The sequence below is a fragment of the Plantibacter sp. MMLR14_011 genome, assembly GCF_001865025.1.
GTDB classification, from domain to species: Bacteria; Actinomycetota; Actinomycetes; order Actinomycetales; family Microbacteriaceae; genus Plantibacter; species Plantibacter flavus_A.
Genome location: NZ_MJGW01000008.1, coordinates 41071 through 67708, shown reverse-complemented (window position 1 = coordinate 67708; position 26638 = coordinate 41071). Strand labels below are relative to the sequence as shown.

The following is a 26638-nucleotide window of genomic DNA, read 5'->3' as shown; positions in this document are numbered from 1 at the left end:
GATCAGCAGGTGATCGTCAGCAACGCTGTCCGCAGCGGCGGCCCGCCTGCATCATCGTCGGCGGGGGTCGCGCGGTGTCTCCGGCGAGGGGGTGAAACTGCCGACGATCTCGCCGAGGCTGCTGATGACCGGCTGACGTCGATGCGAGGGCGCGTCCTGGTGACCACCGTCGAATCGCAGGAACCGCACGTCGAGTGCTTCGGCGATCTCCTCGTCGTGATTGGTGTCGCCGACCATCAACACGCGCCGGGGATCATGGCCCGAGTCCTCCAACCACGCGGTCACGACATGCTCCTTCGACGCCGCATAGACATCGGTGATGCCATGCACGTGTGCGAAATGGCCGTGCAGCGAGTGGGGAGCCAGCCGACGCTCCAGGGTGACCTCTGGGGTCGCCGAGATGAGGACCTGCTCGACGCCGAGCGAGTCGATCGCCGCAAGGGTGGCGCGGGCCTGCGGTTGGAGTGACGCCGCTCCCACGCCGGCCGCGAACAGCGCGAGGTACTCGTCGGCCGCCTCCAGGAAGTCGGCTGCATCGACACCGAGCCGGGCGTAGAAAGCCCGGATGGGGAAGCCGAACACGGCCCGATACGCCTCCTGGTCGGATATCTCGGCAAGACCCCGCTGCCGGAGGACGGTGTTCATCGCGGCAAGCGCCACCTCGACATCGTCGAGGAGCGTGCCGTTCCAGTCCCAGCACACCGCGTCGATGGTCGTCGATCCGTTCTCGCGCACGAGGTCGAGTCTCACACGGTCGGCTGACATCGGCCGGGTCCGACGAGGCCGATGGCTCCTGCTCAGATGATCCCGACGCCGACCGCCAGTCCCTCCAGGACGTCCGCGAGCGCCACCGCACCGGCCTCCGCGTCGGCGTCTTCGGCGTACTCCTCCGGCGAATGGGAGACACCGGTCGGGTTCCGGACGAAGAGCATCGCGGACGGTGCGTGGGACGCGAGCACTCCGGCGTCGTGCCCCGCACCGGTGCCGAGCACGGGCGCCTCCGGCAGCATCCGTTCGAGGCGCCCGCGGAGGAACGGGTCGAAGTCGGTGGTGGCGCTGAACGACTCCTCGGTGATCGCGGCCTCGCATCCCTCCTCCGCTGCGACGAGCGACAAGCGTTCGGTGATCGCCGCCACGATCGCGGCGGTCACGACGTCGTCGGGATGACGGACGTCGATCCAGAAGTCCACGCTCGATGCGATCACGTTCGTGCCTCCCGGCAACGGGAGCACCCGGCCGACGGTCGCCCGAGCGTCCGGCGTGGCCCGTCCGATCGTGCGGATCTCGGTGATCATCCGCGCAGCTGCGACGAGCGGGTCCCGTCGATCCTGCATGAGCGTCGTCCCCGCATGGTTCCCTTCACCGCGGATCGACGCCCGCCACCGTCCATGGCCCAGGACGTTCGAGCCGATCGCGACCGGGCGATCGAGGTCGACCAGCGCCCTCCCCTGCTCGACGTGGAGCTCGACGAACGCGTCGATCGCTCCGAGCCCGCCCGGATCCGGGCCGACACCCCGTGGGTCGACACCATTGCGTGCGAGGACTTCGGCGAACGTGTCGCCCTCCACGTCGCGCAGGGCCAGCGCCCGCTCCGGACTGATCGCACCGGTGAGGAGCCGCGAGCCGAGGCAAGCGACGCCGAAGCGCGAGCCTTCCTCCTCCGGGAAGACCGCGACGACGATCGGCTTGGCCGGCTCGAAGCCACGCGAGCGCAGGTGATCGATCGCGACCAACGCCGATGCGACCCCGAGTGGTCCGTCGTAGGCGCCACCGCCGGGGACCGAGTCGAGATGGCTCCCGGTGACCACCGCACCCGCCGTCGAACGTGACGGCACATGCCACCAGGCGCGGATGACCCCGTTCCCGTCGACGTCCACGTCGAGGCCACGGCGCTCGGCCTGACCGACGAACCACTCCCGCAGCTCGAGTTCGGCCGTGGAGTAGACGGGCCGCGAGTAGCCTCCCCGACGCGCATCCCGACCGATCCCCGCGATCTCGTCCAGGAGGGAGACCACGGTGTCGCGGGTCACCGGACCGCTGCCAGGCTCGGCCGGAACATCGCCGGCACGGCGTCTCGACCCTCGACCAGCGCGAGGGCGTACTCGCCGACGAGCGGGGCGAACTTGGCACCGTGGCCGGAGCAGGGCGCCAGGACCGTGATCCCGTCGACCCGGTCGATGACGAAGTCCTCCGTCGGGGTGTTCGTGAACAGGCAGGTCGTCTCCGCATACGGTTCCGGGACGAGGCTCGGGAGGAAGTCTCGGACGTAGGCGACGACCCGTCGGCGGTTCGCGTCGTCGACGACGCCGTCATGATCGGCGGCCGAGGGGATGCGCCTGCCGCCGTTGTACTCGGCGACCTTCTGTCCACGCCACTCGGCGTCGCGCCCGCCGGGGAGCCCGTAGACCTGCATCCGCTCGGACTTGTGGATGAAGGTGGGCCACACCGATCCGGATCGTGCCGGGCCTTCCGCGTCGACGCCGATCCGCTCCCGATACGGGAAGTGGTACGCCTGCTCCTGACGGACCTCGAGGGCCGGGAACGCGTCGAGGAACCCTCCCGGCAGCGCGAGGTCGCCGAGCAGGTCCGGAAGCCAACCCCCGGCTGCGACCACCACCTGCTCCGCATCGAACGCCCTCCCCCCATACCCGAGTACCCGGTACCCGGTGGCAGTCCGCTCGACCCGCTCGACCGGCAAGTCGTTCAGGACCGTGGCCCCGGCGCGGACGGCGGATTCGAGCATCGCCATCACCGCCTGCTCCGCGTCGATCACGCCGGCTCCCGGATGCCACAGGGTGGGCGTGTCGAAGCCGATGTCCCAACGGGCACTGGCCTCGTCTCGGGAGAGCAGCTCGTGATCGATGCCGTGCTCGGCCAGCACCGACGCGAGGTGCTCCGGGCGACGGGTCGTCCCGAAGTCGAGCGCACCCGTCCGCGTGATCAGTGGACGCCCGTGCTCCAGGCCGAGCTCGTCCCACCCTGATGCCGCCGCGAGGACGAGTCGGGTGTAGGACGCCTCCGGGTAGGCGTAGCGGAAGATCCGGGCCGATCCGTGGGACGATCCCCACTCGTTGGCCGGACGACTCCGCTCGAGGACGGTGACGTCGTGCCCGGCCTGGGCGAGGCGCCAGGCCGCCGCGGCACCGGCGAGCCCGGCTCCGACGACGATGACGCTGGTCATGCGCGTGCTTCCAGGTCTTCGTCCTCGTAGGCGCGCTCGGCGTGGGCGTGCTCGTCGATCCCGGCGACCTCGTGCTCCTCGGGGATCCGCAGACCGATGGTGATCTGGATCAGCTTCGCGATCACCCAGGTGACGATGAACGAGTAGGCGAGGACCGCGACGGTCGCGATCGTCTGCACGCCGAGCAGTTCGAACCCGCCGCCGTAGAGCAGACCGGAGCGTCCGTTCGGAGCCGCATCCGTCGCGAACACCCCGATGAGGAGCGTCCCGATGATGCCCCCGACGAGGTGGACCCCGACGACGTCGAGGGAGTCGTCGAACCCGAGCCGGAACTTCCACTCGATGGCGAGGCAGCAGACGACGCCTGCGATGGCCCCGATGATGATCGCACCGATGGGCGAGACGGCGCCGCAGGCGGGGGTGATCGCCACGAGGGCGGCGATGATGCCCGATGCGCTGCCGAGGCTCGTGACCGTTCCGTGGCGGAGTCGGTCGACGACGGACCAGCCGATGAGGCCGGCACAGGCCGCGACGGTGGTGTTGAGGAACACGACGCTCGCCGCATTGCCGGCTGCCAGCGCTGAACCGGCGTTGAAGCCGTACCAACCGATCCAGAGCAGTCCGGCGCCGACGAGGACGAGCGGGCGGTTGTGCGGACGGAGCTTGCCGCCCCAGTCCTTGCTCTTACCGAGTACCAAGGCCAGTGCGAGCGCCGCGACTCCGGCGTTCATGTGCACGGCCGTCCCACCGGCGAAGTCGACGGCACCGAGGGTGTTCGCGATCCATCCACCGGTCGCCGTGTCGTTCGAGAAAGCGAACACCCAGTGCGCGACCGGGAAGTACACGAGCGTCGCCCAGAGCCCGGCGAACGACAACCACGCGCCGTACTTCATGCGGCCGGCGGCGGCACCCGCGACGAGTGCCGTCGTCACCCCCGCGAACAGCAGTTGGAACGCCGCGAAGAGTGCGAGCGGGATGCCGGCATCGGGGTCGTCGGCGAGTGCCTGGTCGAGCCCCGCGAACTCGAACGGGTTCCCGATGAGTCCGAGCCCGCCGACGGAGTCACCGAAGACGAGCGAGTACCCGAAGGCCACCCAGAGCAACGCGACGAGGCTGGCCCCGCCGAAGCACATGATCATCATGTTGAGGATGCGGCGGGACGAGACCATCCCGCCGTAGAACAGAGCCAGGGCCGGGATCATGAGGGCGACGAGCGCCGAGCTCGTCAGGATCCAGGCGACGTTTCCAGCGTCCACAAATCACTCCATCGTTCGAGGTGCACAGCGGCCGGGCGGCCACAGCGTCGGGTTCGGGTGGAACAGGTGTCGGTGCCGGTCGGCGGTCAGGCCAGGTCCGGGGCTTCCCAGAGGTTGAGCTTCGTGCCGATCCCCTGCTCGACGGCGTTCTCGTAGATCGTCTTCGCCCACGCGACGTCCTCGACGCCCATCCCACCGACGCTGAAGAGCACCGGCTGCTCGGGGAACTCGCGCCCGACGGCGTTGCCGTCGAAGACGTCTCCGATGTTGACCACGCGGGACTCGTCCAGCTCACCGGTCCCGATGAGGTCCTGCCAGTAGAGGCCGATCATGCCGAACGCGGTCTCGTGCGACGGCGCAGGGTACTCCTCGGCCCATGCCTCGTAGATCTTCTTCGCGTCCGCGATGAGGCGCGCCTTGCCGGAGAGGGTGTACTCCTTGTCCATGCGCAGGTTCGCGGGCAAGCTCAGGAAGGCGCCCGGCTTGATCCAGTCGCCGTCGATGAACGGGTAGTTCTCCGAGCCGACCAGGCCGGTGACGGCTTCGGAGACGATGTCCGAGTCACGCACGGCGGCCTCGACCGTCTCGGCGATCTCGATCGTCGTGAACTGCGGGTAGTGCGCGCGGACGTAGTCGGCGAACGCCTCGGACGTCGACCGTCGGCGCCCGTGGATGCGGATGGTGTCGAGCGAGGGACGGGCGGTGGTCATGGCGTGCAGAGCGCTCTTGTTCATGGCGCCGGGCCCGATGATGCCGAGCGACTTCGCGTCCACCGGTGCCAGGAGCTTCGCGGCGGCTCCAGGCACGGCAGCGGTGCGGTAGGCGCTCTCGAGGTTGCCGGACATGATCGCGTAGGGCGCGCCGGTGTTCTTGTCGTTGAGCACGATGAGGTGGATGGAGCGCGGGAGGCCTCGCTCGCGATTGTCGACGTTCGACCCGTACCATTTGACGCCGGCGGTGTCGAAGCGTCCGCCGAGGTAGGCGGGCATCGCCATGAACCGGCGGTCGGCGGCGTCGAGCGGCATGCCGGGGAACGGTGAGGTGGCGGGGAACCCGATCGGTGCTCCGTGCGAGTTGGCGGTCGGGCCGGCCATCCGGTAGTCACCCTTCGCGACGAGCACCAACACCTCCTCCATGACCTCCATGCAGTGGGCCATGTCCTTCATGCCGGCGGCGATGACCTCCGGTTCGCTCAGGTAGAGCATGTCGATCCGGGTGTTCGGGGAAGCGTCTGCGGTCACGGGTGGTCCTCCAGGTCGGGGTGTGTGGTCCTCAGCGAACACGGTCGCGATCGTCCTGGTCAAATACCGATTCGACCCTCGATTGAGAGCGTTTCGCTCGCAATCTGGACGAAACAGCGCGGTAATACGAGGGTCGTATCGTCGATGGGATGGAGCTCCGCCAGCTGCGCTACTTCCTCGCCGTCGCCGAGGAGCTCCATTTCGGTCGTGCCGCCCGACGGCTGCACATGTCGCAGCCACCGCTGAGCGTCCAGGTCGCACGACTGGAGCAGGAGGTCGGCACCGCGCTGTTCGACCGTTCGACGAGGCGGGTGGCGCTGACCCCCGCCGGACGACATCTCCAGGCGCGGGCACGACACATCGTCGAGGAGCTCGATACGGTCCGGGGTGAGATGCGCGACTTCGTCGACGGTCTCGCCGGGGAGCTCACCGCGGGGTTCGTGAGTTCGGCCAACTACACGGTCCTCCCAGGTGTCGTGCAGCTGTTCCGGGCGAGCCGCCCCGGGGTGACGCTGCGTCTGGTGCCATTGACCTCAGGAGAGCAGTTCGACCGGCTCCGCGACGGCACGCTCGACGTCGGGATCGTCCGTGACGAGGTCCCGCAGGCGCCGTCCGACAGCTCCCCCGCGCTCACGACCGAGGTCGTCTTCGAGGAGCGTCTCGTGGCATGCCTCCCGGTCGGTCACCCGTTGGCAGGGCGACCGGAGGTCACCGCGGAGGAGCTCTTGGAGGTCCCGATGATCTCCTATCCGCGGGCGCTCATGCCGGGATTCGTGGACCGCGTCGCAGAGGTCCTCGGCACGTCGAGTCGGACCCAGGTGGTCGAGGAGGTCGTCCATCAGGAGACCGCCCTCGGGTTCGTCGCGGCCGGCGTGGGTACGACGATCCTGCCCGAGTCGGTACGGCAGCTGGTGCCGCCGTCGATCGTCGTCGTGCCGCTCGCCGGGTCGCCGACGACACGCCTGCTGGCCGCTCGCCAGGAACGGACGGACGACAGCCCGGTCCACGACGCGTTCATCGCATGTCTCCGCGACGCGGCCGCACAGCTCGGGTGAGGGCCCACTCGAACACCGCGCGTCCGCTTCCCGTCTCGACGGCGTAGCCCCGGTGTTCCTGTCCGACCTGGACAAACGAGTCGACCCTGTCCAAGCTGGAACCGATGACCGACACCCGCGACGACTTCACCATCCGACGAGCCACTCCGGACGACGTCCCCCTCCTGCAAGCGTGGAGCTGCGAAGAACCCGTCGCCTGGATCGACCCGGAACGGCTGACCGCCGAACTCGCGAGTCGGAACGATCGACCGGAGTGGTCGTGGATCGCCGAGCAGGACGGTCGCCCGATGGCACGAGCACTCTGGTGGGGCCAGGCGGATGCGAACCGGCCCGCCACGCTCGACTGCCTCACCACCTCGGTCGAAGTCGCGGAGCCCGAACGTGTCGGCGCTGCGCTCATCCGCGCCGGACTGGACGCCTTCGGCGCGGGACCGGCACTGGAGTTCAACGTCGACGTCTCCCCTGCCTGGGCGGATGACGCTGCGAGCGTGGAGGCGGTGCGGTGGCGCCACGAGGCTGCACGCGCCGGTGGGTTCTCGCGCACGACCGAGCGGGTCAGTTTCGCGAGGTCCACCTCCGATCCGGTGCCGGCACGATCGCAGCGCCTTCGTTTCGACGCCGCCCCGGACGACGCGTTCCACGAGCTGTTCGCCCTGGTCGCGACCGGCACCCTCGATGCGCACACGCAGGACATGGTCGCGCGCGAAGGACTCGAGGCGCTCGCGGACGACGATCTAGCGTTCTACCGATCGCTCCCCGGCGAACGGGATGCCTGGCGGGTCGCAGAGCTGCTCAACGGGACGATCGTGGGATTCATCATCCCGACGAGGACGGCGTACGACGCGAGCATCAGTTACCTGGGCGTGCTCCCCGAGCATCGCAGACACGGTTACGTGCACGACCTCTTGGCGGAGATGGTCCACGTGCACCACGGGTCGGGACAGGACCGGATCGTCGGCACCACGGATGCCGCGAACACGCCGATGCGTGGCGCGTTCGAACGAGCCGGTTTCTCGGTCACGCGCGTTCGGATCGTGCACGAGCAGTAGGTTCGCCCCGGGCTCGGTTCCGACCGTCTCAGTTGAGCACCGCGACACGGTCGACCGCCGCGCTCGTCAGACCCGCGACGACTGCAGCACGCGGACGACCCCGGAGCAGACCGCGAGCCAGATGATCAGCTGCAAGACCGCAGCGACGAGGAGCGGCAGCACGAACGATCCGCCTTCGGCGGAGGACAGCCAGACCATCACGACGACGGTTGCGGCGATCCCTGCGCCCGAGACCGCCAGGAAGAGGGCGCGCAACGCCACTGCCTCCCGACGGTCGACGGTGTCCTCCGCTCCGGTCGGCGCTTCCTGCGGGTCGGTGGTCAGCGGTGTCACGTCGGTCCACACGGAGATGGCGCGGATGATGCGGTTCTCGGAGACCTGCAGCCGGAGCAGGATGACGACGCTCGTCAACGCGACCGCGAACCCGATGAGGACCACGAAGCCGAAGAGCGCCCCGCTCTCCCCCACCCAGAACGGACCGAGGGCGGTCACGGTCGCGACGGAGAGGGTGGCGGCCACGACGAGTGCCACGGACGAGACGAGCCCGAGCGCCAGGCGGGCCGGGCGACGGTACTCCAGGAGCAGGACCTCCAGAGCGACGTCGCCGACCTCAGGCTGTCGCTGTCCAAGCTCGGTGGCACTGATCCACGCTCTCGCCTCAGGTCGGAGCAGGAAGGCGTTCCAGGCTGCCGCCGTGGATGACGCGGCCGAGGGCTTCGAGAGCGCTCGCCTCCGTTCAGGCTGCGGGGGTTGCTCGAGGGGCATGCGACGACCTTACGCTGACGGCGGGGCCGGCGAGATGGGCCCGACCTGATGCGGTGCGTGTCATCTCACTGCGCATCGATGAAGGTGCGGAGCGCCTCGACCCACTGCTCATGCGCGTCAAGGTGCGCATCATGCGATGCACCGCTGAGATCGACGCGACGTGCGCGCCTGCCCCGGCCTGCGAACGCCGCCTTCTTCTCCTCGGTGAACATTCCTCCGTCTGCATAGACCACGAGGGTTGGCACGTCGATGCTCTCCCACTCGCGCCAGCGTGGCTCCCCGACCGCCTCGATCGTCGTCTGCATGACGTCCGCGTCGAACCGAGGGACAACCCGTCGACTGTTTCCTCCAGGTCTTCGGCCCAGGCACGTTCGAGCGGTCCGTCACCAAGCTGAGCCGCCGCTTCCGATCGACTTGCGAAGGGGACGTTCCACGACCGGAAGAAGTCGCCGAGGGCTCGGTGATCATCCGCCGTGCCACTGCCCTGGTTGCCTTCGAGCATGACCAGCGCGCGAACGAGATCTGGCCTACCGGCAGCCAGGAGCATCGCGGTGTGCGCACCCATCGACTGCCCGATGACGATCACCGGTTCTGATGTCTCGGCTTCGATCACCCGTGCAGCATCCGTGACGTACGCCGCTCGAGAGGTGTCCATCGGCCGCCTCGTACTCTCCCCGTGGCCTCGCTGGTCGATGAGGACGACCGATCGACCGGCGAGCGCTCGAGCCGTTGGAAGGAACTCCCGACTGCTTCCGGCGAGCCCGTGGAGGATGACCGCCGCCGGCTCGGAACCCTCGAACACGGTGTACGAGATCGTGACCCCGTCATCGACGATCAGCTGCTTCCGTGTCGAGACCATCAGTCCAGCCTAGGAGGCGTTCGTGCGCAGCCAGGCCGGGAGCGGCCACCGCTAGCCTTACGTCATGCAACGCAGGGGTGTGGGCGCATGACGATCGACGATCTTCTCGCGGAATCAGACGACGGATGGTCTCGTAAACCACGGACCGTGCGTCAGGTGCTGGGAACGCTCGGGCTAGCCATCGGCTGTATGGCCGGCTTCGTCGTCCTCGTCGTCGCGCTACTGGGGTCGTTTCAAGGCAGCTACAGCTCGTTCCTCGAAGGTGACGTGTCCGTCTGCGGCTACGCAGGCGTGGATTCGGTCTGCCAGCAGGAGCTGCGGGAGCAGGTGCGCACCACGATGCACATTCCGCTCGCCGAGGACGTCCGCGTCGGGAAGCTGCGTCGCTACGGGTTCCCCGATCCGATCTATCAGGCCCGGTTGTCGTACCCGAGCGCCGCCGATGCGAGGGCTGCCGGTCACACCGTGCTGGAGGTGCTACCGAGCGGCGCGGCCATCGTCATCATGAAGGCGAACGGCTGACTCCCGACCCATCCTCGCTCACCTGCCGGCGGCGCCGCCGTCACCGCGCCGCGAGCATCCGGTCGGCGGTGCGCAGCGACAGGGCCATCTGTGCAAGACCCGGGTTCGCGGAGAGCGCGCTCGGGAACGTGGAGTTGTCACAGATCCACAGGTTGTCGATGTCGTGCGATCGCCCATCCCCGTCGACCACGCCGTCACTCGGATCGTCGCTCATCCGACACGTGCCGAGCGTGTGCGCCGTGCGCGCGAGCACCCTGGTGCTCCGCGCGCCGGCTGCCGTGAGGATGTCCTTCATCGTGCGGATGGCGTGGCGGTCGATGGCCTGCTCGTTGTCACCGGGCGAGAACGAGACGGTCGCACGCGGCAGACCCCATTCGTCCTCCTCCGACGAGAGCTCGAGCCGGTTGCCGTCGGCGGGCAGACACTCGGCGTTCATCCCGATGCCGGCGTTGTACCGGGACGCGTCGAGCTCGTCGACCAGCTCGGCGCCCCAGAGACCACCGCCGCGCACGAGGGTCGTCGCGTAGTTGAACGGCATGACGCCGAGGCTCTGCAACAGATACCCTCCGGCGAAGTCAGCACCTTCGGGGCGGACGAAGTCCTCGGTGATGAGCGCAGACGGGTAGCCGCGGTAGCCGCGGATCTGCTCGTCGAACCGTCCCCACACCTGCACCGCCCCGTGGGCCAGGAAGTTCCGACCCACCTGACCGCTGGCGTTCGCGAGGTCGTTGTGCAGCAGGAGCCGAGGGGTCTCCACCCCGCCGCCCGCCAACACGAGCACCTCGCAGCGCTGCCGCTTGTCGACACCGTCCTGGCGATAGACGACGCCCGTCACCCGACCGCGGGCGTCCCGCTCGATGGTGTGCACGACGGCGTCCGGTCGGATCTCCGCCCCCGCCGCGACCGCAGCCGGCAGGTAGGTGATGGCCGTCGTCGCCTTCGCACCGTGGCGCTCGCCCTGGTGGATCGAGCCGACGTTCGTCGTGGCACGTCGCAGGCCGTGGTGCGGCTGATCCCGGTCGCGGGTGATGATCGCGGCGGGTGCGTCGGTGGCCCGGATGCCGAGCGACTCCGCGCCCTTCGCCATGAGGTCGGCAGGCGCGTTGCGCTTCGGCGGCGCGTACAGATAGGTCCGCGATGGGTCCCACGGATACGGCGTCGGCCCGGAGACACCGATGGTCGCCTCGACCTCTTCGACGTAGCGCGTGAACTCCGCGTGATCGACGGGCCAGTCGCGTCCGAAACCGGTCTCGCTGCGCAGACGCAGGTCACGGGCGTCCGGCCGGGGCGTGAACGCGCCCCAGTGCACGGTGCCACCGCCGACGCCGAACCCGCTGTTGTTCGGGCCGAACGCCGTCGGAGCGTCTCCACCGCTGAACCGGCTGGACATCCAGTTGATCGTCGTCGCGTCGACCTCGTCCGGGGTGGACTCGGCAGGGTCGTGATTCGGCCCAGCTTCGAGGGCGACGACGCGAAGTCCCGCTGCAGCGAGTCGCGCGAGCAGTGGTGCGCCACCCGCACCGGTACCGACCACCACGACGTCGACGCTGTCGTCGAGGTCGTAGGTCTTCATGGTGTCCAGGTTCACGCTGCGTCCTCCTGCTGCTGTGCGGGCGCGACGCCGAGTTCGGAGGGCTCCCAATCGTCTCTGGTGCCGGCGCCCAACTCGCGGTAGCCGGCGAAGTCGACGTCTTCAGCGCCGGTCGCGAACCCGTCGTAGCCGACGCGGGCCAGCGACGCGGGATGGATGAGCCACTCCCGCGTGACGTCCACGCGCAGGTCCTCGAACCAGCGCCGCAGATCGTCTCCGTCGATGGCGCCCCCGTGGACGCCCTGGCCGTCGATCACGGCACGGATCACGGCATCCTGGTCATCGGCCGAGTCCGGCCACGCGGTTCGGAGATCATCCAATCCGGCGCGGTAGGCCTCGTCGTCCGTGAGCCCTCCGACCGGCCGCCATCCGTCGCCACCACCTGCTGCGAGGTCGGCGTCGACCCGGGCGGCGAGATCGATCCGCCCCTCGGTCGCCTGGGGAACCAGGCGATCGGCGACGGAACGGAGCAGGTCCAGCTGTTCCACGCTCAGGACGCGGGGCCGATACTCGGGGTCATCCGGCAGGGCGCGTCGTGCCAGCGCGCTGCGCACCCGCGGCGTGGTCCGCAGGGACGCGATGACGAGCCCCCACTCGGCTGGGACGATGGCGCTGTGTGCGACGATCTCGTCCCAGAACTCGGTGAGCGCGCGCGCGACCGTGACCGGACGCTCGTACGAGAGCAGATGTCCGGCTCCTGCGAGCGACACGAATCGTGCACGGGGGTAGACGTCCGAGAGCAGCTCGGGCTGCACTGCGGCTCCGAGCGCCTCGTCCTGATCTCCGGCGAGCACGATGCACGGGAGGTCGAGCTTGCCGACGGAGGACGCGATGTCCTCCTCGCTGCCCTGCTCGAGCCAGCGGCGCCACGCGACGGGCGACATGGCCTGCACGGACGCCACGGCGGCGGCCTGTAGCTCGGCCGGAAGGGATGCACCCACGTTGTCGTCGACGAAGGTCTGCGCGTCCGCCTCGGCGATGGGCCCGTCCTCGACCCATGTGAGCATCTGGTGGCGCTTGGCGTCAGGCATCGGCTCGGGCGTGGGCGGTGACGGTGCCAGGAGCACGACGCCGAGGAGCCCGAACACGGGGACGACGCCGTCGTGGACCCGGGCGGCGATCCCGGCGGCGACCTTGCCACCCATGCTGTGCGCACACAGCATCCAGGGTCCGCCGTCGGCCTGCTCCGCGATCACGGCGAGGGCAGCGTCGACCTGCGAGTCGACCGAGCCGTCCGGTGCGTCGGCCGTGTCGCCCTGTCCGGGCAGCTCGACGGCGATCATCCGGAACCGAGCGTCGAGCTCGCGAGCCACTGGTGCGACCGCGGCGGCGTCGAGCCCGAGCCCGGGAAGGAAGAAGACCGTGCACGCAGCCGCGGTCACGGGGTGACCATGCCGCCGTTGACGTTCAGCGTCGCCCCGGAGACGTAGCCGGACTCCGCCGAGGCGAGGTAGACGTACGCCGGCGCGAGTTCAGCCGGCTGCCCGGCACGCTGGTAGGTGTTCTCGTCGTCGAAGTTCGTCATCTGCTCGTCGGAGACGCCGTCGGAGACCTGCAACGCGGTCCACACCGGGCCGGGGGCGACGACGTTCACGCGGATCCCCCGGGAGGCGAGCTGCAGCGCGAGCCCCTTCGAGAGGTTGTTGATCGCGGCCTTCGTCGCTGCGTAGTCGAGGCGGTCCGGTGACGGCTTGTACGCCTCGAGCGACGCGGTGTTGACGATGCTCGACCCCTCGCCCAGGTGAGCGAGTGCCGCCTTGGTGATCCAGAAGTTCGCGAAGACGTTCGTGCGGAACGTCTCCTCGAACTGCTCATCGCTGAGGTCCTCCACCCGGTCGATGGCGATCTGCTTGCCGGCGTTGTTGACCAAGATGTCGAGGCCGCCGAGGAACTCGGCTGCCTCCGCCACGAGCCGACGGCACTGGTCGGCGTGTGAGATGTCGGCGACGATCGCCTTGCCCCGGCGCCCGGCGTCGGCGATGAGCGAGAGGACGTGCTCGGCGTCCTCCTCCTCACCCGGCAGGTGGGCGATGACCACGTCCGCGCCTTCGCGGGCGAACGCGATCGCCGTGGCGGCACCGATACCGGAGTCGCCGCCCGTGATGAGCGCCTTGCGACCCGTGAGGCGTCCACTCCCCCGGTAGCTCGCCTCTCCGAGGTCGGGCACGGGGTTCATCTTGGCCTGCACGCCGGGCTCCGACTGATGCTGCAGCGGGGGCTCGACCCGGTCGTACTGGGTCACGGGGTTGGTCAGTTCGTACTGGTCGCGCGGAGACATGACGACCACGCTAAACGAGACCTCGGCCGGAACCGGTGGGGTTGCACTCAGCGCGTCCGGTGGTGCAGTGGTTCGACGGAGGGCCTGCGTTCGGGCCGCGTGATCCTTGCGCGGAGCACGTCGTCGCCGATCGGGTCAGCAGAACGACGAGGGTCCACCCCAGCCGCCGACCCAGGCCGCCACCCGGGGATCAGGCCGGAGCTGCCGGACGCCGTCGGCGACGAGCTGCTGCGTCTCGAAGGCGGCGGATGTGGCCCAACGTTCCTCACGCCGCCTGGCCCGCCGGGATCGCACGCGGCCGAGCGACGCGCCGTCCGGGTCGACGAGCTCGACGGTGCCCACGTCTCCGGTGCCGAGGCGGTCGACGAGACCGACGATCCACGTCGGGTCGAGGATCACGATCGGGCGGTCGAACTCCCACGTCACGCGGGCGTCGACTCCGGCTACTTCACCGAGGATGCGCGGGTCTCCCCCGAGCCCCTCCGCTCCCCCGCCGTCGAGGACGAGCCGAGCCTGCGGGAAGGCGGCGAACAACGAGTCCGCCGCGACGAACCGAGCGGCCGCCGTGTGGTCGCCCCGTAGCCGCACGAGGAGATCGACCGCGGCCGACCACAGCGCCCGCGGCGCGGACCCCGCGACGGGGATCGACGAGAGGAGCCGCATGGTCTGGGCGTTCGCGCGGTCCATGCCTGAGCCGTCCCGCTCCGCCCACTCGGGGCCGTCGTGCCAAGCCACCGCGCCCGGGACATGGGCGAAGACCGCTCCCGCCTGCCACATGCGGTGCGCCCACTCCCAGTCCTCTCCGCCGTACGAGGTGAACGACTCGTCGAATCCGCCGACCTCGTCGAACATGCTCCGCGAGCAGGCGATGACCGCGCCGATCATGAAACGATAGGACCTATCGTCCGCGTCGCGCAGATCCCGACTGCGCGCGTACGCCTCGGCGAGCCATGCCGGTTCGGCGAGCTCACGGCCGGCGGCCGCCTCGACGACCGGAGCCTCCAGGGCGACCCCGGTGAAGTCGGCATGGCGACGCCGCCCCACCGTGACCGCCTCGGGCAGCAGGGCGGGCAGCCGCGTGAGCGCGCGCACGTAGCCCGGCTCTGGGACCGTGTCGGCATCGAGGAAGCACAACACCTCGCCACTGCTCGCCCGCACGCCCAGGTTGCGGACGGCGGCGAGGCGGAACCCCTGGTCCTCCTGCCGGACGAGGATCACGTTCTCCGGAACCGACACGTCACCCGGCGATCCGTCGTCGGCGACGATCACCTCCAGGAGGTGACGCGGGTAGTCCTGCGCGGCGAGGGCATGCAGGGTCCGGAGCAGCTCACCGGGCTGGTCGTAGTGCGCGACGATCACCGAGACGCGTGGCAGCGGATCAGGATGGACGTCGTCGAGGGTGTCCCACCGGTTGCCGACGACCCACGGCTGCGCACTCCCGTTCACGCGTCGCGCCACACGGAGAGCAGGGCCGCGAGCCGGTCGACGGCGACGACGACGAACTCGGGGTGGGACGCGTACCAATCGGTGTGGGCGGCACGCACCTCGGCGTCGTGGACCTCGACGCCCTCGATGATCCAGTGGTCGCGGGGCTCGTCCGGCAGGGCCCAGGCGTCGACGACCTCTGGTGCGATGGGTGCTCGCACCGCGTTGAGCAGGGGGCGTCCGGGGTCGGTGACGCCACCAGGGGCCCCCAGGGCCTCGAGGATGCGGGCGCCGAGCGGCAGCCAGATCGCGTTTCCCGGGTGGTTGACGGTGCGCGCGTGGTCGGCGGTGACCGCGTCGAAGAGGTCGGACACCGGCACGTCGGTCGCGGCCTCGCGTCGCCGCAGTTCCTGGACGGAGGCTCGGCCGATCGCGCGCACGGCGTCCGGCTGGAGGGCAGGCACGACGGGGATGCCTGCGGCGGCCGCGAGCGTCCGGACGTCGTGGTACGCCACGAGCGGCGGGTTCTCCTCGACGCCGGGGACCCGGACGGCGGCCTGGAACGGATGCAACCCCCCGAACCGCACCGGAGTCACCGTCAGCACGCTCGCGCTCGTGGCGGCGGCGACCTGTCGTGTGCCGAGCGGCAGTCCGTGGTAGTCGTCCCGCACGGGTTGCGACACCACGGTGTGCGCCGCCCCCACCACCTCGTGCAGCCGCTCCGCGTCCTCGGCGGTCATCTCGTGCACGGCCGGAACGCGCACGAACCGGCGGTCCGGCGCATCCATCACGGTGCGCAGGGATTCGGCCTGGCAGTTGCCGAGCACCACCCCGAACTCCGTCGGCAACGGCGCGAGGCCGTAGAACTCCGCGTAGTGCCTGCGGCGTGCGTCCACCGGCGACCCGGCGGGCGCAGCGGTCGTGCCCGGTTCGAGGGTGTGGCTCATGCGTCGACGCTATACCGTAGCCGTGCGTGGCGTGTTCCTGCCACATCGGGGTTGCGCCGGGACGCCGGGGTCTGCCATCAGTTTGACGTCCTCCTCGGACTCCGAACCCGCGTGCGGTCGGCCGAGGCAGGCTGATCGATGAGGAGAGGTCGCGCTGCGTGGATCAGGCGGTGACGACCGCGATGACGAGCAGCACGACGGTCACCGCGAGCACCCCCAGGGTCACGCCCCGCGTTCGGCTCCGTCGCTCCGGCGGCACAGCCAGCGGCAGCGAGACCGCCACGACCAGACCGGCGACGAAGGCGATCGGGGTACCGAAGAGCAGGCTGTAGCCGTGGACGTCGCGGTCGTCCCAGCCGAAGCGGCTCGACACCACCATCCAGATCGCCAGTAGGTACACGGAAGCGGCGGAAGCCGCGATGATTCCGGCGATCACCCGGAGGACGAGACGTGCTCGGGTGGTCGCCCGCCGTGCTTGCGGGTCGGCCATACGGCCACCCTAGAGCGGAAGCCGACGCATCGGCCAGACCGACGGAGACGGTCGGTCTGCTCAGAGCGCCTGAAGCCGCACCCGTCTTCGGATCAGATGAGGTCCGCCGTCCGACTGCGCGCGGCGTAGACGGCGGGGGTCACGGAGAACCGGGTGCGGAACGCCCCGATGAAGCTGCTCACCGACTCGTAACCGACCGCGGGTGCGACCTCCTGCACGGCGACACCCCGACCGAGCATTCCCGCCGCTGCATGCAGGCGCACGCGGACCCGCCACTCACGGAAGGTGCATCCCGTGCCGTCCACGAACGCCCGGCCGATCGTCTTCGGGCTGACACCCGCCGCCGAAGCCCAGTCGTCGAGCCCACGCGGGTCGGCGGGGTCCGCCATCAGGGCCGACGCGATGGCACGCGCGCGCGGTTCACGGGGCATGGCCAACGCCTCATCGTCGCGAGCCGCAGCCGAGAGCAGATCGATCAGCAGCGACCAGCATCGCCATCGCCGGCGCCCGGTCGGGTCGGCGTCGAGCAGGTGCGCCAGCAACGCTCCTGAGAGGTCGTCGACCCGGACGGTCCGTGCGCCGTTCCAACGGCCGCCCTGTGGGCGTAGTATCGGGTCGGCATAGACGCAGATGAGCTCTCCTGGCTCGCTGAAGCTCATCTCGTGAACCATCCCCGCGGGGATCCAGGCGAGGTGCTCTCGCCGCAGTCGCCGTCGATCGCCGAGGACCGACACCTCCATCGCGCCGGAGCTCATCCACGCGAGTTGGTCCTCGCGGTGCGAGTGCTCGTCGAACCGTGTCGTCGCGTCGACCCGCGAGCGGGAAACCCGGAACTCGCCCGATGTCCCTTCGGCGTCATCCAGTGGGCCGAGGAGCTTGATCCCGCCGTCCGCGTGATCGCGACCAGACATACAGCTGTCTCCATTCGACAAGTCCTGTCCACTCAGCGCGATAGCGCGAAGCGATTAGGCAAGGCTAACCTGACTGTCGTCATCCCGCCAGCCGAACCGATGAAGGACCCAATGACCGTTCCGAAGCACCACCGCGCCCCGAGCGCGAGGACCGCTCGCCTGCTTGCCGCGGTGAGCGCGCTCGCCCTCGTCGGCGTCGCGCTCTCCGCCTGCTCGAGCGCCTCCTCGACGACCGCCGAGAACCCGAACTACACGACCGAGCCGAGCGACTCGTTCCCGGTGACGATCGAGCACGAGTACGGCGAGACGGTCATCCCCTCGGAGCCGCAGCGGATCGTCGTGGTCGGACTGACCGAGCAGGACATCCTCCTCGAACTCGGTGTCACACCGATCGCGACGACGGAATGGTACGGCGAGCAGCCCTATGCGGTGTGGCCGTGGGCGACGGACCTCCTGGGCGATGCCGAGCCGACCGTCCTCACCACGACCGACGGGTTCGAGTACGAGAAGATCGCGTCGCTGCGGCCGGACCTGATCATCGGGACGAACGCCGGCATGACCGAGGAGAACTACGGGAAGCTCGCGGAGATCGCGCCGACCGTGACCAACGAGGAGGGCGCGGGGCTCTACTTCGCGGATTGGCGGGACCAGACCAGGATGGTCGCCCAGGCAGTGGGTCGGTCGGCGGAAGGCGAGGCGCTCATCACGGGCGTCGACGAGGCCTACGCCGCGGCGGCTGCAGCGCACCCGGAGTTCGCGGGCCTCACGGCGACCTTCTCGCAGGGTGGGCCGTGGGACGGCAACCTGTGGGTCTACCCCGACGGCCTCAACACCGACTTCCTGACGGATCTCGGGTTCACGATCACGCCCGGGTTGCAGCAGTACGTCCCGAGCGAGGGCGGACAGGCGCAGATCGCCGCGGAGAACGTCGGTGTCATCGACGCTGACGTGATCGTCTTCGCCACGGAGTCCGCGGATTCCGTTCAGGAGGTGCTGGGCTTCGGCACCACCTCGAGCCTCGACGCCGTGACCGGCGGGCGAGCGGTCTTCACCGACGGCGAGCTCGCTGGTGCGATCTACTTCCTCACCCCACTCAGCCAGAAGTACGTCCTCGAGCAGCTGGTGCCGCGCCTGGTGGACGCCGTCGCCGGCACAGCTCCGCAGAGCGTCGACGGCTGACCCGTCGGTGACCTCGCGCACCCCTCGCGGGCGCCGTTCGCTGGGGCTCGGGATCGCGGTCGCGGCACTCGCGACCGCGATCCTGCTCAGCGTCCTCGTGGGGTCCCACCCCGTGGACCCGACCGACGTCTGGCGGGCACTCACGAGGCCCGCGGGGTCCGTCACCGATCTGGTCGTCCTCGATCTGCGGATCCCCCGCACCGTGGCCGGACTCGTCGTCGGCGTCGGACTGGGCGTCTCCGGCGTCCTGATCCAGGGCCTCACCCGCAATCCCCTCGGTGATCCGGGAATCCTCGGCGTCGACGCGGGCGCGGCACTCTTCGTCGCGATCGGTGTCCTGTTCGGCGCTCGCACGCCCGTGCAGTACCTGCCGTTCGCGTTCCTGGGAGCCCTGGTCGTGACAGCACTCGTCTACGTGATCGGATCGGCAGGACGTGGTGGCGCGGATCCCGTCCGGCTGACCCTCGCCGGCGTCGCCCTTGCAGCGGTGCTCAGCGGCATCACGACCGCCATGATGCTCCTCGATCCGGTCACCTTCAGGCAGCTCCGCGGGTGGAACGCCGGGTCCTTCGTCGAGCGCGGCTTCGACGTCGTCCTGCCGGCGCTCCCCTTCGTCGTCGCGGGCGTCGTCATCGCGTTGTTCAGTGCGCGATCGCTCAACGCCCTCGCGCTGGGCGACGATCTCGCCTCCTCACTCGGCACCCGCCTCGCGACCACCCGTGTGCTCGCCGTCGTCGCGATCACCCTGCTGGCGGGAGGGGCGACCGCGATCGCCGGACCGGTCGGCTTCGTGGGGCTCATGGTGCCGCACATCGCGCGGTGGATCGTCGGTCCCGACCAGCGGTGGATCGTGGCGTACTCGATCCTGATCGCGCCGGCTGTGCTGCTCACCTCTGACGTGATCGGTCGCGTGATCCTCTGGCCGAGTGACGTCCCTGTCGGGATCGTCACGGCGTTCATCGGTGCGCCCGTGTTGATCCACCTCGTGCGGCGCGCGAAGGCGAGCGCACTGTGAGTGGGGCCGAGGCCGGACCGCGCACGGTCGTGTGGCGGAGGCGATCGCTCTCCGTCCGCGTCCGGCTGCGCACGATCGTCGTGTGCGGGGTGCTCGGTGTGGTCGCGCTCGCGTTGGTGTTGCTCGCGCTGTGTCTCGGCGACCTGCCGCTCTCGGTCAGTGAGGTCGCGTCGGCGTTCCTCGGCGGGCCAGGCGGTCTGGTGCAGACGGTGGTGCTCGAGTGGCGCCTCCCGCGAGTCCTCGCCGCGCTGCTCTTCGGCGCCGCCCTCGGACTCTCCGGCGCGATCTTCCAGTCCCTCACCCGGAACCCGCTCGCGAGCCCCGACATCATCGGGCTCACCGCGGGATCGTACGCGGGCGGTCTCATCGTGATCATCGTGATCGGTGCGGGCGCCGGCTCGGCCGCTGTCGCGGGCGGTGCCGTCGGTGGCGGGCTGATCGCCACGGCGCTGGTCTCCCTCCTCAGCTACCGTCGAGGCATCCAGGGCTTCCGCCTCATCGTCGTGGGCATCGGCGTCTCGGCCATGCTCGAGGCGCTCAGTTCCTACCTCGTGCTGCGCGCGAAGCTCGAGGTCGCGATGCTCGCCACGGTCTGGGGCGCAGGCTCGCTGAACGCCGTCGGGTGGGCCCAGCTGCTCCCGGCCGCCGTCGTCATCCTGGCCGTCACCATCGTCCTCGGGCCGCTCGGCGGCTCGCTCCGCCAACTCGAGCTCGGCGACGACGCGGCGAAGGCGCTGGGATCGCGGGTCGAACCCTCACGGCTCGGTCTCGTGGCGTGCGCCGTCGCGCTCACGGCTGTCGTCACGGGCGCAGCCGGACCCATCGCGTTCGTCGCCCTCGCCGCCCCGCAGATCGCGCAGCGGATCACCCGCACCGCCGGCATCGCGCTGGTGCCGTCCGCCCTGCTCGGGGCCCTCGTGTTGCTGGCATCCGATATCGTCGCGCAGCACCTGCTGCCGACGTCGCTCCCGGTGGGGGTCGTCACCGTGATCGTGGGTGGCGGCTACCTCGTCTGGCTCCTCGTCCACGAGATCCGCAGACGCTCGTGACCGTTCTGTCGTGAGGACCGGGGATACCCCCTCACCGCATCGATCGGCGGCCCTCTAGCCTGATGCCGAAGAGCCGAAGCAGACGACGCGACGGCGGAAACGAGTCACGATGTCGCTCCCTCCCGCTCCCGATCCCACCAGGACCGCCAAGCGCTTCATCCTCGCCGTCTTCAGCTTCGTCGGGCTGATGGCGTCCGGTGTCGGGGTGGTCTCGTGCTCGATCGGGCTCGCCGACACCGGTCACCCCGCCATGATCGTCGGGCTCGCCGGAAGCGTACTCGGCATCGCCGCCGCCTTCGTCGTGATGTGGACGGCCCTGCGCTCCGAACGCTGATCACGCCAGGCACCTCGGCTGGTCTCCTGGAAACCCCGGGTCCGTCGGACGGCGGTCGCCCGGACCAACGGTGCCGCCGGAACGTTCAGGTCGGGAACGGCGAGGCTGATACGCTCTCGCAGGTCTGCGTTCGCGTCGCCACCCGGATCGTGACCGGGCTCCCGAGGCGTCGTCACGCGCGCAGCGGGGCGTGAGGAATCGCAATGAGCATGGAAAGCGCGGCTTGGAGCTCGCTGTACAAGATCTCGAGCGCCAAGGACGGCAAGCACGGGATCTCCCGCGCGTCCGTGCGTCGGATCATGACCTTCGCGGTGCCCTACCGCGCCAAGCTGCTGGTCTTCATCGCGCTCTCCGTCGCCGGAGCGTTCCTCGCGGTGGCGACGCCGGTCCTCGCCGGGCAGGTGGTCGACGTCATCGTCGCCCGGGGCGAGGTGGCAACGATCGTCCGGCTCGCGGTCGTCATCGCCCTCGTGGCCGTGGCGGACGCCGCCGTATCGCTGCTGACGCGATGGTACTCGGCTCGGATCGGCGAGGGGGTGATCCTCGACCTCCGCACAGCCGTGTTCAACCACGTCCAGAAGATGCCGATCGCCTTCTTCACCCGGACCCGGACGGGCGCCCTCGTGAGTCGCCTCAACAACGACGTGATCGGCGCTCAGCAGGCCTTCAGCGGCACCCTGTCCGGCGTGATCACGAACCTCGTCGCCCTGATCCTCACCCTGATCGTCATGCTCAGCACCTCCTGGCTCGTGACGGTCCTCGCGGTGGTGATGCTCCCCGTCTTCCTGGTGCCCGCGCGCCGTATGGGTGGCCGCCTCGCCGCGCTGCGTCGCGAAGCCGCCGACCACAACTCGGCCATGAGCACGCAGATGACCGAGCGCTTCTCGGCTCCCGGCGCCACGCTCGTCAAGCTGTTCGGCCGACCGGACCAGGAGGCCGAGGAGTTCCGTGTCCGCGCCGCCCGCGTCCGCGACATCGGTGTCCGGACGGCGATGCTGCAGTTCGTCTTCTTCACCGCGCTGATGCTCGTCTCCGCCCTCGCGCTCGCCCTCGTCTACGGCCTCGGCGGCTCCCTCGCCCTCGCCGGGCAGCTGGACACCGGTGAGGTGGTCACCCTGGCGCTCCTGCTGACCCGCCTCTACGCACCGCTGACCGGCCTCGCGAACGCCCGGGTGGAGATCATGAGCGCGGTGGTCAGCTTCGAGCGCGTCTTCGAGGTGCTCGACCTCGAACCGCTCATCCAGGAGAAGCCCGACGCCGTCACCGTCTCCGAGGGTCCGGTGTCCGTGGAGTTCGACGACGTCCGCTTCGCCTACCCCTCCGCGGACAAGGTGTCCCTCGCCTCCCTTGAGGAGGTCTCCACGCTGGACACCCGCGGCGGCGAAGAGGTGCTGCACGGTGTCTCCTTCCGGATCGAGCCGGGCCAGACCGTCGCCCTCGTCGGGACGTCCGGAGCAGGCAAGTCCACGATCGCGCAACTCCTCTCGCGGCTGTATGACGTCGACGAGGGCGCCGTGCGCCTCGCCGGGACGGACGTCCGCGACATCGCCTTCGCCTCCATGCGGCACACCCTGGGCATGGTGACCCAGGACGGCCACCTGTTCCATGAGACCATCCGCTCCAACCTGCGACTCGCGCGTCCGGAGGCGTCCGAGGACGAGGTGTGGGACGCCGTCCGCCGCGCGCGGCTCGAGCCGCTCATCCGATCCCTGCCGGACCAGCTGGACACCATGGTGGGCGAGCGTGGCTACCGACTCTCCGGTGGTGAACGCCAACGGATGACCATCGCGCGACTGCTCCTCGCTCAGCCGCGCGTCGTCATCCTCGATGAGGCGACAGCGGCACTGGACTCGACCTCGGAGGCGGCGGTGCAGGCCGCGCTCAGCGAGGCGCTCGAGGGACGCACGGCGATGGTCATCGCGCACCGGCTCTCGACCATCCGCAGCGCGGACCTGATCCTCGTGGTCGAGGACGGCTTGATCGTGGAGCGCGGGACGCACGACGAACTCCTGGCTGCCGGCGGGCGGTACGAAGAGCTGCACCGGACGCAGTTCGCCGTCCAGAAGAACCTGTCAGCGGATGAGGACACACCGAGCGGGACCTGACCGCGGTCGCTCCGCCCGAGCCCGCATGCGGCTCGCCTAACGGAGACGCCTGCGCAGGAGCAGGGCGGCGCCGCCCGCGAGCAGGCCGGCGGCGACGACGCCGGCTCCGCCGAGCTTCCAGCCCGTCAGCGCCAGGTCTCCGTCAGCGGAGGGTCGTGCTGCGGCCGACGGGCTCGGCGACGCGATCGCCCCTGCTCCAGGACCTCCCGAGGGCGGGCCAGCGGTCGAAGTGGCCGTCGGAGGGACCGGCTCGACTTGAGCGCCGGGAACCGACCAGGTTCCCGCGGCGAACGTGACGGGCAGGGTCGCCGCCGTGACCACCGACGACGGGATGCCTGACTCGAGGACGAGGCACTCGAGCGCGAGGGTCGCGTCGCCCTCTTCGACGCCGGCGTCCACGACCTCCTGGAACGAGATGGCCATCGGCACCTCGACCGGCTGCCCGGCGGCCACCGTGACGGTCGGAGACGTGACGACGGTGATTCCTCCCGCCGTCACGGAGAGGCGGGCGGCGTCGTCCGCATCGGCGGGGCAGCCCGCGGCGAGCAACGCGGAGCCGAACGACGGGACGGCGCGCGCGTCACCTGACGTGACCGCGGCGCCGGCGGTGTCGCGCAGCGTGAGCGGTGCCGGGGCCGAGGCTGCGACGGCAGCACCGGCGCCGGCGAGGCAGAGGACCGCGCTGGCGCTGAGCGCTGCCGTGACGAGCAGAGCGCGCCCTGCAGCACGGAACGGAGAACGGCGGATGACGGGGACAGTGGAAGACATCGGGACCTTTGGTGGGTGCGGTGGGCCTCCGGGACGGGGATACCCGGCGACGCCAGGACTATCGCCCACGCACGTGAATGGGTTGTGAACGCCGGGTGTCGCCCACGGCACCGGCCGTTGGGCCGAGGTTCACCTCCGCTGCCTACGATCGGCGCGTCCGTCCGATGAAAGTGATGCCATGCCCTTCGACCCCCGCCCCGAGCAGCCCGCGCCCACCGGTGGCGCACCCTCCGTGACCGAGGAGCAGCGGGGCGCATCGGCCCGGTCCGGTCTCTCCCGCCGGTCCTTCCTGGGGGCATCCGTCGCTGCGACGGTCGCAGTGGGAGCGACCGCCCAAGGGCTCGGGAGCGCGGCCTCCGCCCAGGCCGCGCCGCTACCGTCCGCGTCGGCAGTCGTCGACCCGGACGCAATCTCCTGGCTGGTGTTCGACCACCACGTGCACTCGGTCTACTCGCACGACGCCAAGTACCCGATGACGACGATCCTCGACCAGGCGCAGCGTTTCGCGGTCGACGCGATCGCCTTCACCGAACACAGCAACAAAGGACATGCCAACGTTGGCGGGGTGTTCAACGCGGCACGCGAGATCGACACCGCGCGGGCGGCTCGCCCCGACATGCTCGTGCTGCAGGGGCTCGAGTGGTACATCCCGGGAGCCGAGCACGCGACCGTGCTGATCGCGCCCGGGCCCCAGACGACCCTCGTGTTACGCCGCTTCGAACTCGACCACGACGGCAAGCTCAACGGATGGGAGAAACCGCGCCCCGGCACCGAAGACGCCGCCGAGTGGCTCGTGCACGCGACCGACGGTATAGCCTGGCTCGGCGCCCAGAAGCGTGCCGGCGTCATCGACGACGTGATCGTCCTCGCGAACCACCCGAGCCGCCTCGGCATCGACTCGCCCGGAGAACTCCGTGCCTGGCAGGACGCCGACCCGGAGGTGTTCGTCGGCATGGAGGGCGCTCCCGGCGCTCAGGCCGGAGCGATCGCCGCGAACGCGACCGAACGCTCGCGGCGCGGCGAATACGAGAACGCCCCCAGCGAGTTCTCGTTCCCCGGCTACCCCGCGGAGGCCTATCTGACTCACGGCGGCTTCGACTGGACGACGGCTGTCGTCGGCGGTGTGTGGGACTCGCTGCTGAGCGAGGGGCGGCGCTGGTGGATCACCACGAACAGCGATCTGCACCTCAAGGAGTCCGACGCCACACGCGTCGGCGACTTCCCGACCGGGCCGGGCTGGGAGGCCGGGGCGACCCTCGCGAACTTCAACCGCGCCGGCCGTCGACCCGACCCGATCGCCACGGACACACCCCAGAACGGCGCCGACTTCTGGCCGGGCGAGTTCAGTCGGACGCACGTCGGGGCCGTCGACCGGTCGTCCGCCTCCCTCCTCGACGCGATCCGCGCCGGCCGTGTCTGGGTCGACCACGGACACCTCGTCGCCGGACTCTCCGTCGTGCTCCGTGCCACCGACCAGCCGGAGACCGGCGTCACCCTGGGCGGGACCCTCACCGTCGCAAGCGGCACCGCCCTCGAGCTCGTGGTCGACGTCACGCCCACCACGACGCCCACCTCGCGGGGCACGACGCCGAGACTCGCGCACCTCGACCTGATCCGCGGGCGTGTCACCGGGCCCGTCGCCGACCGTGACGAACAGCGCGCACCCGGCACCCGAGTCGTCGAAATGCTCGACGTCACCGACCGTAGCGATTCCCCGTTCCGTGTCGTGGTGCCGCTCGAGCCGGCCGCTGAGGACGGCTATGTCCGCCTTCGTGGCAGCGATGGCCAGGTGCACGGGGTCGGTCCGCTCGGCGCCGAGATCGACCCGCGGGCACCCCAGCCGTACCCGCTCTCCCCAGCCGACCCCTGGGCCGACACCTGGCTGTACACGAACCCGATCTTCATCAGCGTGCGCTGAGCCCGGTCGGGCCCGGTCTGTGCCAGCGGGGCTCGCCGGATCGGAAGCAGGGTTCGCCCTCGCTGACGCGATGCTCGAAGCCGTACTCAGGGTGATTGAAGACGAACCCTCCCACCTCGACGTCGTCCTGCGCCACTCTCCGCGCGCCCGTCGGTCCATCCCTCGTGGCGCATTGCGTCGCAAGCAGGTCAGCGAGATCCGTCTCACCGACGCGGATCCGAGCCGGCACCGTCAGGTCGCGCGAGACCCAGTCGAGGTCGGCAGTCGATCCCGGTCGTAGGTCGTATCGGTGTACCCGTGCGGAAGCGGTTGTCCGTCGTCGTCGAGACTCACGAACACGATGCGGTCGATCGTGAGGATACTTCGTCGGGTGACCATGTTCCTGACCTCTGCCCGCATCGTGAGGGACGTCCGCCCGAAGGCGGTCGCGCGGAGGCCCATCTCGATCAGGTCGCCCTGCAGCGCCGAGGAGACGAAGTCGATCTCCGAGATGTACTTCGTCACGGCCCTGGGGTTGCCGAGTTGCAGGATCGCGTAGATCGCCGCCTCCTCGTCGATCCACCGCAACAGACTGCCCCCGAAGAGCGTGCCGTGTGCGTTGAGATCCTCGGGCCGCACCCAGCGCCTCGACCGGAAGGTGATGCGCTCCCCGTCGTCGACTCCGTCGGCGACGGCCGAATCCTTCGAGGTGGTCACGCGT

Annotated in this window: 25 protein-coding genes and 1 pseudogene; 9 read left to right on the top strand and 17 right to left on the bottom strand. The window is 70.0% G+C overall.

The features are described from left to right. Window positions 1-51: 51 nt before the first annotated feature. The 5 genes from BIU99_RS04785 to BIU99_RS04765 form a co-directional block, all read right to left on the bottom strand. Window positions 52-765 (bottom strand): HAD family hydrolase, encoded by a 714-nt coding sequence (locus BIU99_RS04785; protein WP_071259958.1) that lies wholly within the window; start codon window positions 763-765, stop codon window positions 52-54. 32 nt (window positions 766-797) lie between these two features. Further along, window positions 798-2030 (bottom strand): allantoate amidohydrolase, encoded by a 1233-nt coding sequence (locus tag BIU99_RS04780; RefSeq protein ID WP_071259956.1) that lies wholly within the window; start codon window positions 2028-2030, stop codon window positions 798-800. Continuing rightward, window positions 2027-3181, bottom strand: a complete 1155-nt coding sequence (locus BIU99_RS04775; protein WP_071259955.1) for an FAD-dependent oxidoreductase — start codon at window positions 3179-3181, stop codon at window positions 2027-2029. The genes BIU99_RS04780 and BIU99_RS04775 overlap by 4 nt, the downstream gene beginning before the upstream one ends. Further along, a complete protein-coding gene (locus tag BIU99_RS04770) occupies window positions 3178-4437 on the bottom strand; it encodes an ammonium transporter (protein WP_071259953.1) in 1260 nt (419 codons plus the stop codon). The genes BIU99_RS04775 and BIU99_RS04770 overlap by 4 nt, the downstream gene beginning before the upstream one ends. Before the next feature lie 86 nt (window positions 4438-4523). Beyond that, window positions 4524-5678 (bottom strand): tyramine oxidase subunit B, encoded by a 1155-nt coding sequence (locus tag BIU99_RS04765; protein ID WP_254773570.1) that lies wholly within the window; start codon window positions 5676-5678, stop codon window positions 4524-4526. A 149-nt stretch (window positions 5679-5827) separates the two neighbouring features. Here BIU99_RS04765 and BIU99_RS04760 point away from each other — a divergent pair, with 149 nt between their 5' ends. Continuing rightward, window positions 5828-6733: a LysR family transcriptional regulator gene (locus tag BIU99_RS04760; protein WP_071259951.1), complete on the top strand. Its 906-nt coding sequence runs from the start codon at window positions 5828-5830 to the stop codon at window positions 6731-6733. Between the two features lie 104 nt (window positions 6734-6837). Continuing rightward, window positions 6838-7782: a GNAT family N-acetyltransferase gene (locus tag BIU99_RS04755; protein ID WP_071259949.1), complete on the top strand. Its 945-nt coding sequence runs from the start codon at window positions 6838-6840 to the stop codon at window positions 7780-7782. Window positions 7783-7848: 66 nt separating this feature from the next. On the opposite strand, the gene BIU99_RS04750 is transcribed toward BIU99_RS04755, so the two are convergent. From BIU99_RS04750 to BIU99_RS20235, 3 genes and pseudogenes are all read right to left on the bottom strand, one after another. Continuing rightward, the gene (locus BIU99_RS04750) at window positions 7849-8547 is read right to left on the bottom strand and encodes a hypothetical protein (protein WP_071259947.1); all 699 of its coding nucleotides are present in this window, start codon (window positions 8545-8547) and stop codon (window positions 7849-7851) included. A gap of 65 nt (window positions 8548-8612) precedes the next feature. Beyond that, entirely contained in the window at window positions 8613-8852 is a 240-nt protein-coding gene (locus BIU99_RS20240) for an alpha/beta fold hydrolase (RefSeq protein WP_254773588.1), read from the bottom strand. A 77-nt stretch (window positions 8853-8929) separates the two neighbouring features. Further along, a pseudogene (locus BIU99_RS20235) lies at window positions 8930-9406 on the bottom strand (alpha/beta fold hydrolase); the annotation flags it as partial. Between the two features lie 87 nt (window positions 9407-9493). Here BIU99_RS20235 and BIU99_RS04740 point away from each other — a divergent pair. Next, window positions 9494-9928, top strand: a complete 435-nt coding sequence (locus BIU99_RS04740) for a hypothetical protein (protein ID WP_139205347.1) — start codon at window positions 9494-9496, stop codon at window positions 9926-9928. Window positions 9929-9968: 40 nt separating this feature from the next. Here BIU99_RS04740 and BIU99_RS04735 read toward each other — a convergent pair whose 3' ends face one another. The 7 genes from BIU99_RS04735 to BIU99_RS04705 all read right to left on the bottom strand — a co-directional run bounded on the left by BIU99_RS04735 (window position 9969) and on the right by BIU99_RS04705 (window position 17570). Next, window positions 9969-11516 (bottom strand): GMC oxidoreductase, encoded by a 1548-nt coding sequence (locus BIU99_RS04735; protein WP_254773569.1) that lies wholly within the window; start codon window positions 11514-11516, stop codon window positions 9969-9971. Further along, on the bottom strand, window positions 11513-12901 hold the full coding sequence (locus BIU99_RS04730; protein WP_071259943.1) for an alpha/beta fold hydrolase: 1389 nt from the start codon (window positions 12899-12901) through the stop codon (window positions 11513-11515). The genes BIU99_RS04735 and BIU99_RS04730 overlap by 4 nt, the downstream gene beginning before the upstream one ends. Beyond that, a complete protein-coding gene (locus tag BIU99_RS04725; RefSeq protein ID WP_071260344.1) occupies window positions 12898-13797 on the bottom strand; it encodes an SDR family oxidoreductase in 900 nt (299 codons plus the stop codon). The genes BIU99_RS04730 and BIU99_RS04725 overlap by 4 nt, the downstream gene beginning before the upstream one ends. A gap of 135 nt (window positions 13798-13932) precedes the next feature. Then, a complete protein-coding gene (locus tag BIU99_RS04720) occupies window positions 13933-15243 on the bottom strand; it encodes a glycosyltransferase (protein WP_071260342.1) in 1311 nt (436 codons plus the stop codon). Beyond that, a complete protein-coding gene (locus BIU99_RS04715; RefSeq protein ID WP_071259941.1) occupies window positions 15240-16169 on the bottom strand; it encodes a WcbI family polysaccharide biosynthesis putative acetyltransferase in 930 nt (309 codons plus the stop codon). The genes BIU99_RS04720 and BIU99_RS04715 overlap by 4 nt, the downstream gene beginning before the upstream one ends. 163 nt (window positions 16170-16332) lie before the next feature. After that, window positions 16333-16659, bottom strand: a complete 327-nt coding sequence (locus BIU99_RS04710) for a hypothetical protein (protein WP_071259939.1) — start codon at window positions 16657-16659, stop codon at window positions 16333-16335. A gap of 92 nt (window positions 16660-16751) precedes the next feature. After that, window positions 16752-17570, bottom strand: coding sequence for an AraC family transcriptional regulator (locus tag BIU99_RS04705; protein WP_071259937.1), 819 nt, complete (start codon window positions 17568-17570; stop codon window positions 16752-16754). A gap of 111 nt (window positions 17571-17681) precedes the next feature. On the opposite strand from BIU99_RS04705, the gene BIU99_RS04700 reads away from it, so the two are divergent. From BIU99_RS04700 to BIU99_RS04680, 5 genes are all read left to right on the top strand, one after another. Next, complete coding sequence (locus BIU99_RS04700) at window positions 17682-18749, top strand: ABC transporter substrate-binding protein (RefSeq protein WP_071259935.1); 1068 nt, start codon at window positions 17682-17684, stop codon at window positions 18747-18749. 7 nt (window positions 18750-18756) lie between these two features. Beyond that, entirely contained in the window at window positions 18757-19764 is a 1008-nt protein-coding gene (locus tag BIU99_RS04695; protein WP_175484350.1) for an iron chelate uptake ABC transporter family permease subunit, read from the top strand. Continuing rightward, on the top strand, window positions 19761-20813 hold the full coding sequence (locus tag BIU99_RS04690; RefSeq protein WP_071259933.1) for an iron chelate uptake ABC transporter family permease subunit: 1053 nt from the start codon (window positions 19761-19763) through the stop codon (window positions 20811-20813). Before BIU99_RS04695 ends, BIU99_RS04690 begins: the two co-directional genes overlap by 4 nt. Window positions 20814-20922: 109 nt before the next feature. Further along, window positions 20923-21147, top strand: coding sequence for a hypothetical protein (locus BIU99_RS04685; protein ID WP_071259931.1), 225 nt, complete (start codon window positions 20923-20925; stop codon window positions 21145-21147). A gap of 203 nt (window positions 21148-21350) precedes the next feature. After that, complete coding sequence (locus tag BIU99_RS04680; RefSeq protein ID WP_071259929.1) at window positions 21351-23252, top strand: ABC transporter ATP-binding protein; 1902 nt, start codon at window positions 21351-21353, stop codon at window positions 23250-23252. A gap of 36 nt (window positions 23253-23288) precedes the next feature. Here BIU99_RS04680 and BIU99_RS04675 read toward each other — a convergent pair whose 3' ends face one another. Further along, complete coding sequence (locus BIU99_RS04675; protein ID WP_071259927.1) at window positions 23289-24020, bottom strand: hypothetical protein; 732 nt, start codon at window positions 24018-24020, stop codon at window positions 23289-23291. Between the two features lie 178 nt (window positions 24021-24198). Between BIU99_RS04675 and BIU99_RS04670 the strand changes: the two genes are divergently transcribed. After that, window positions 24199-25938: a PHP domain-containing protein gene (locus BIU99_RS04670; RefSeq protein ID WP_071259924.1), complete on the top strand. Its 1740-nt coding sequence runs from the start codon at window positions 24199-24201 to the stop codon at window positions 25936-25938. 231 nt (window positions 25939-26169) lie between these two features. Here BIU99_RS04670 and BIU99_RS04665 read toward each other — a convergent pair whose 3' ends face one another. Beyond that, a complete protein-coding gene (locus BIU99_RS04665; RefSeq protein ID WP_254773568.1) occupies window positions 26170-26634 on the bottom strand; it encodes an acyl-CoA thioesterase in 465 nt (154 codons plus the stop codon). Between the last annotated feature and the right edge of the window lie 4 nt (window positions 26635-26638).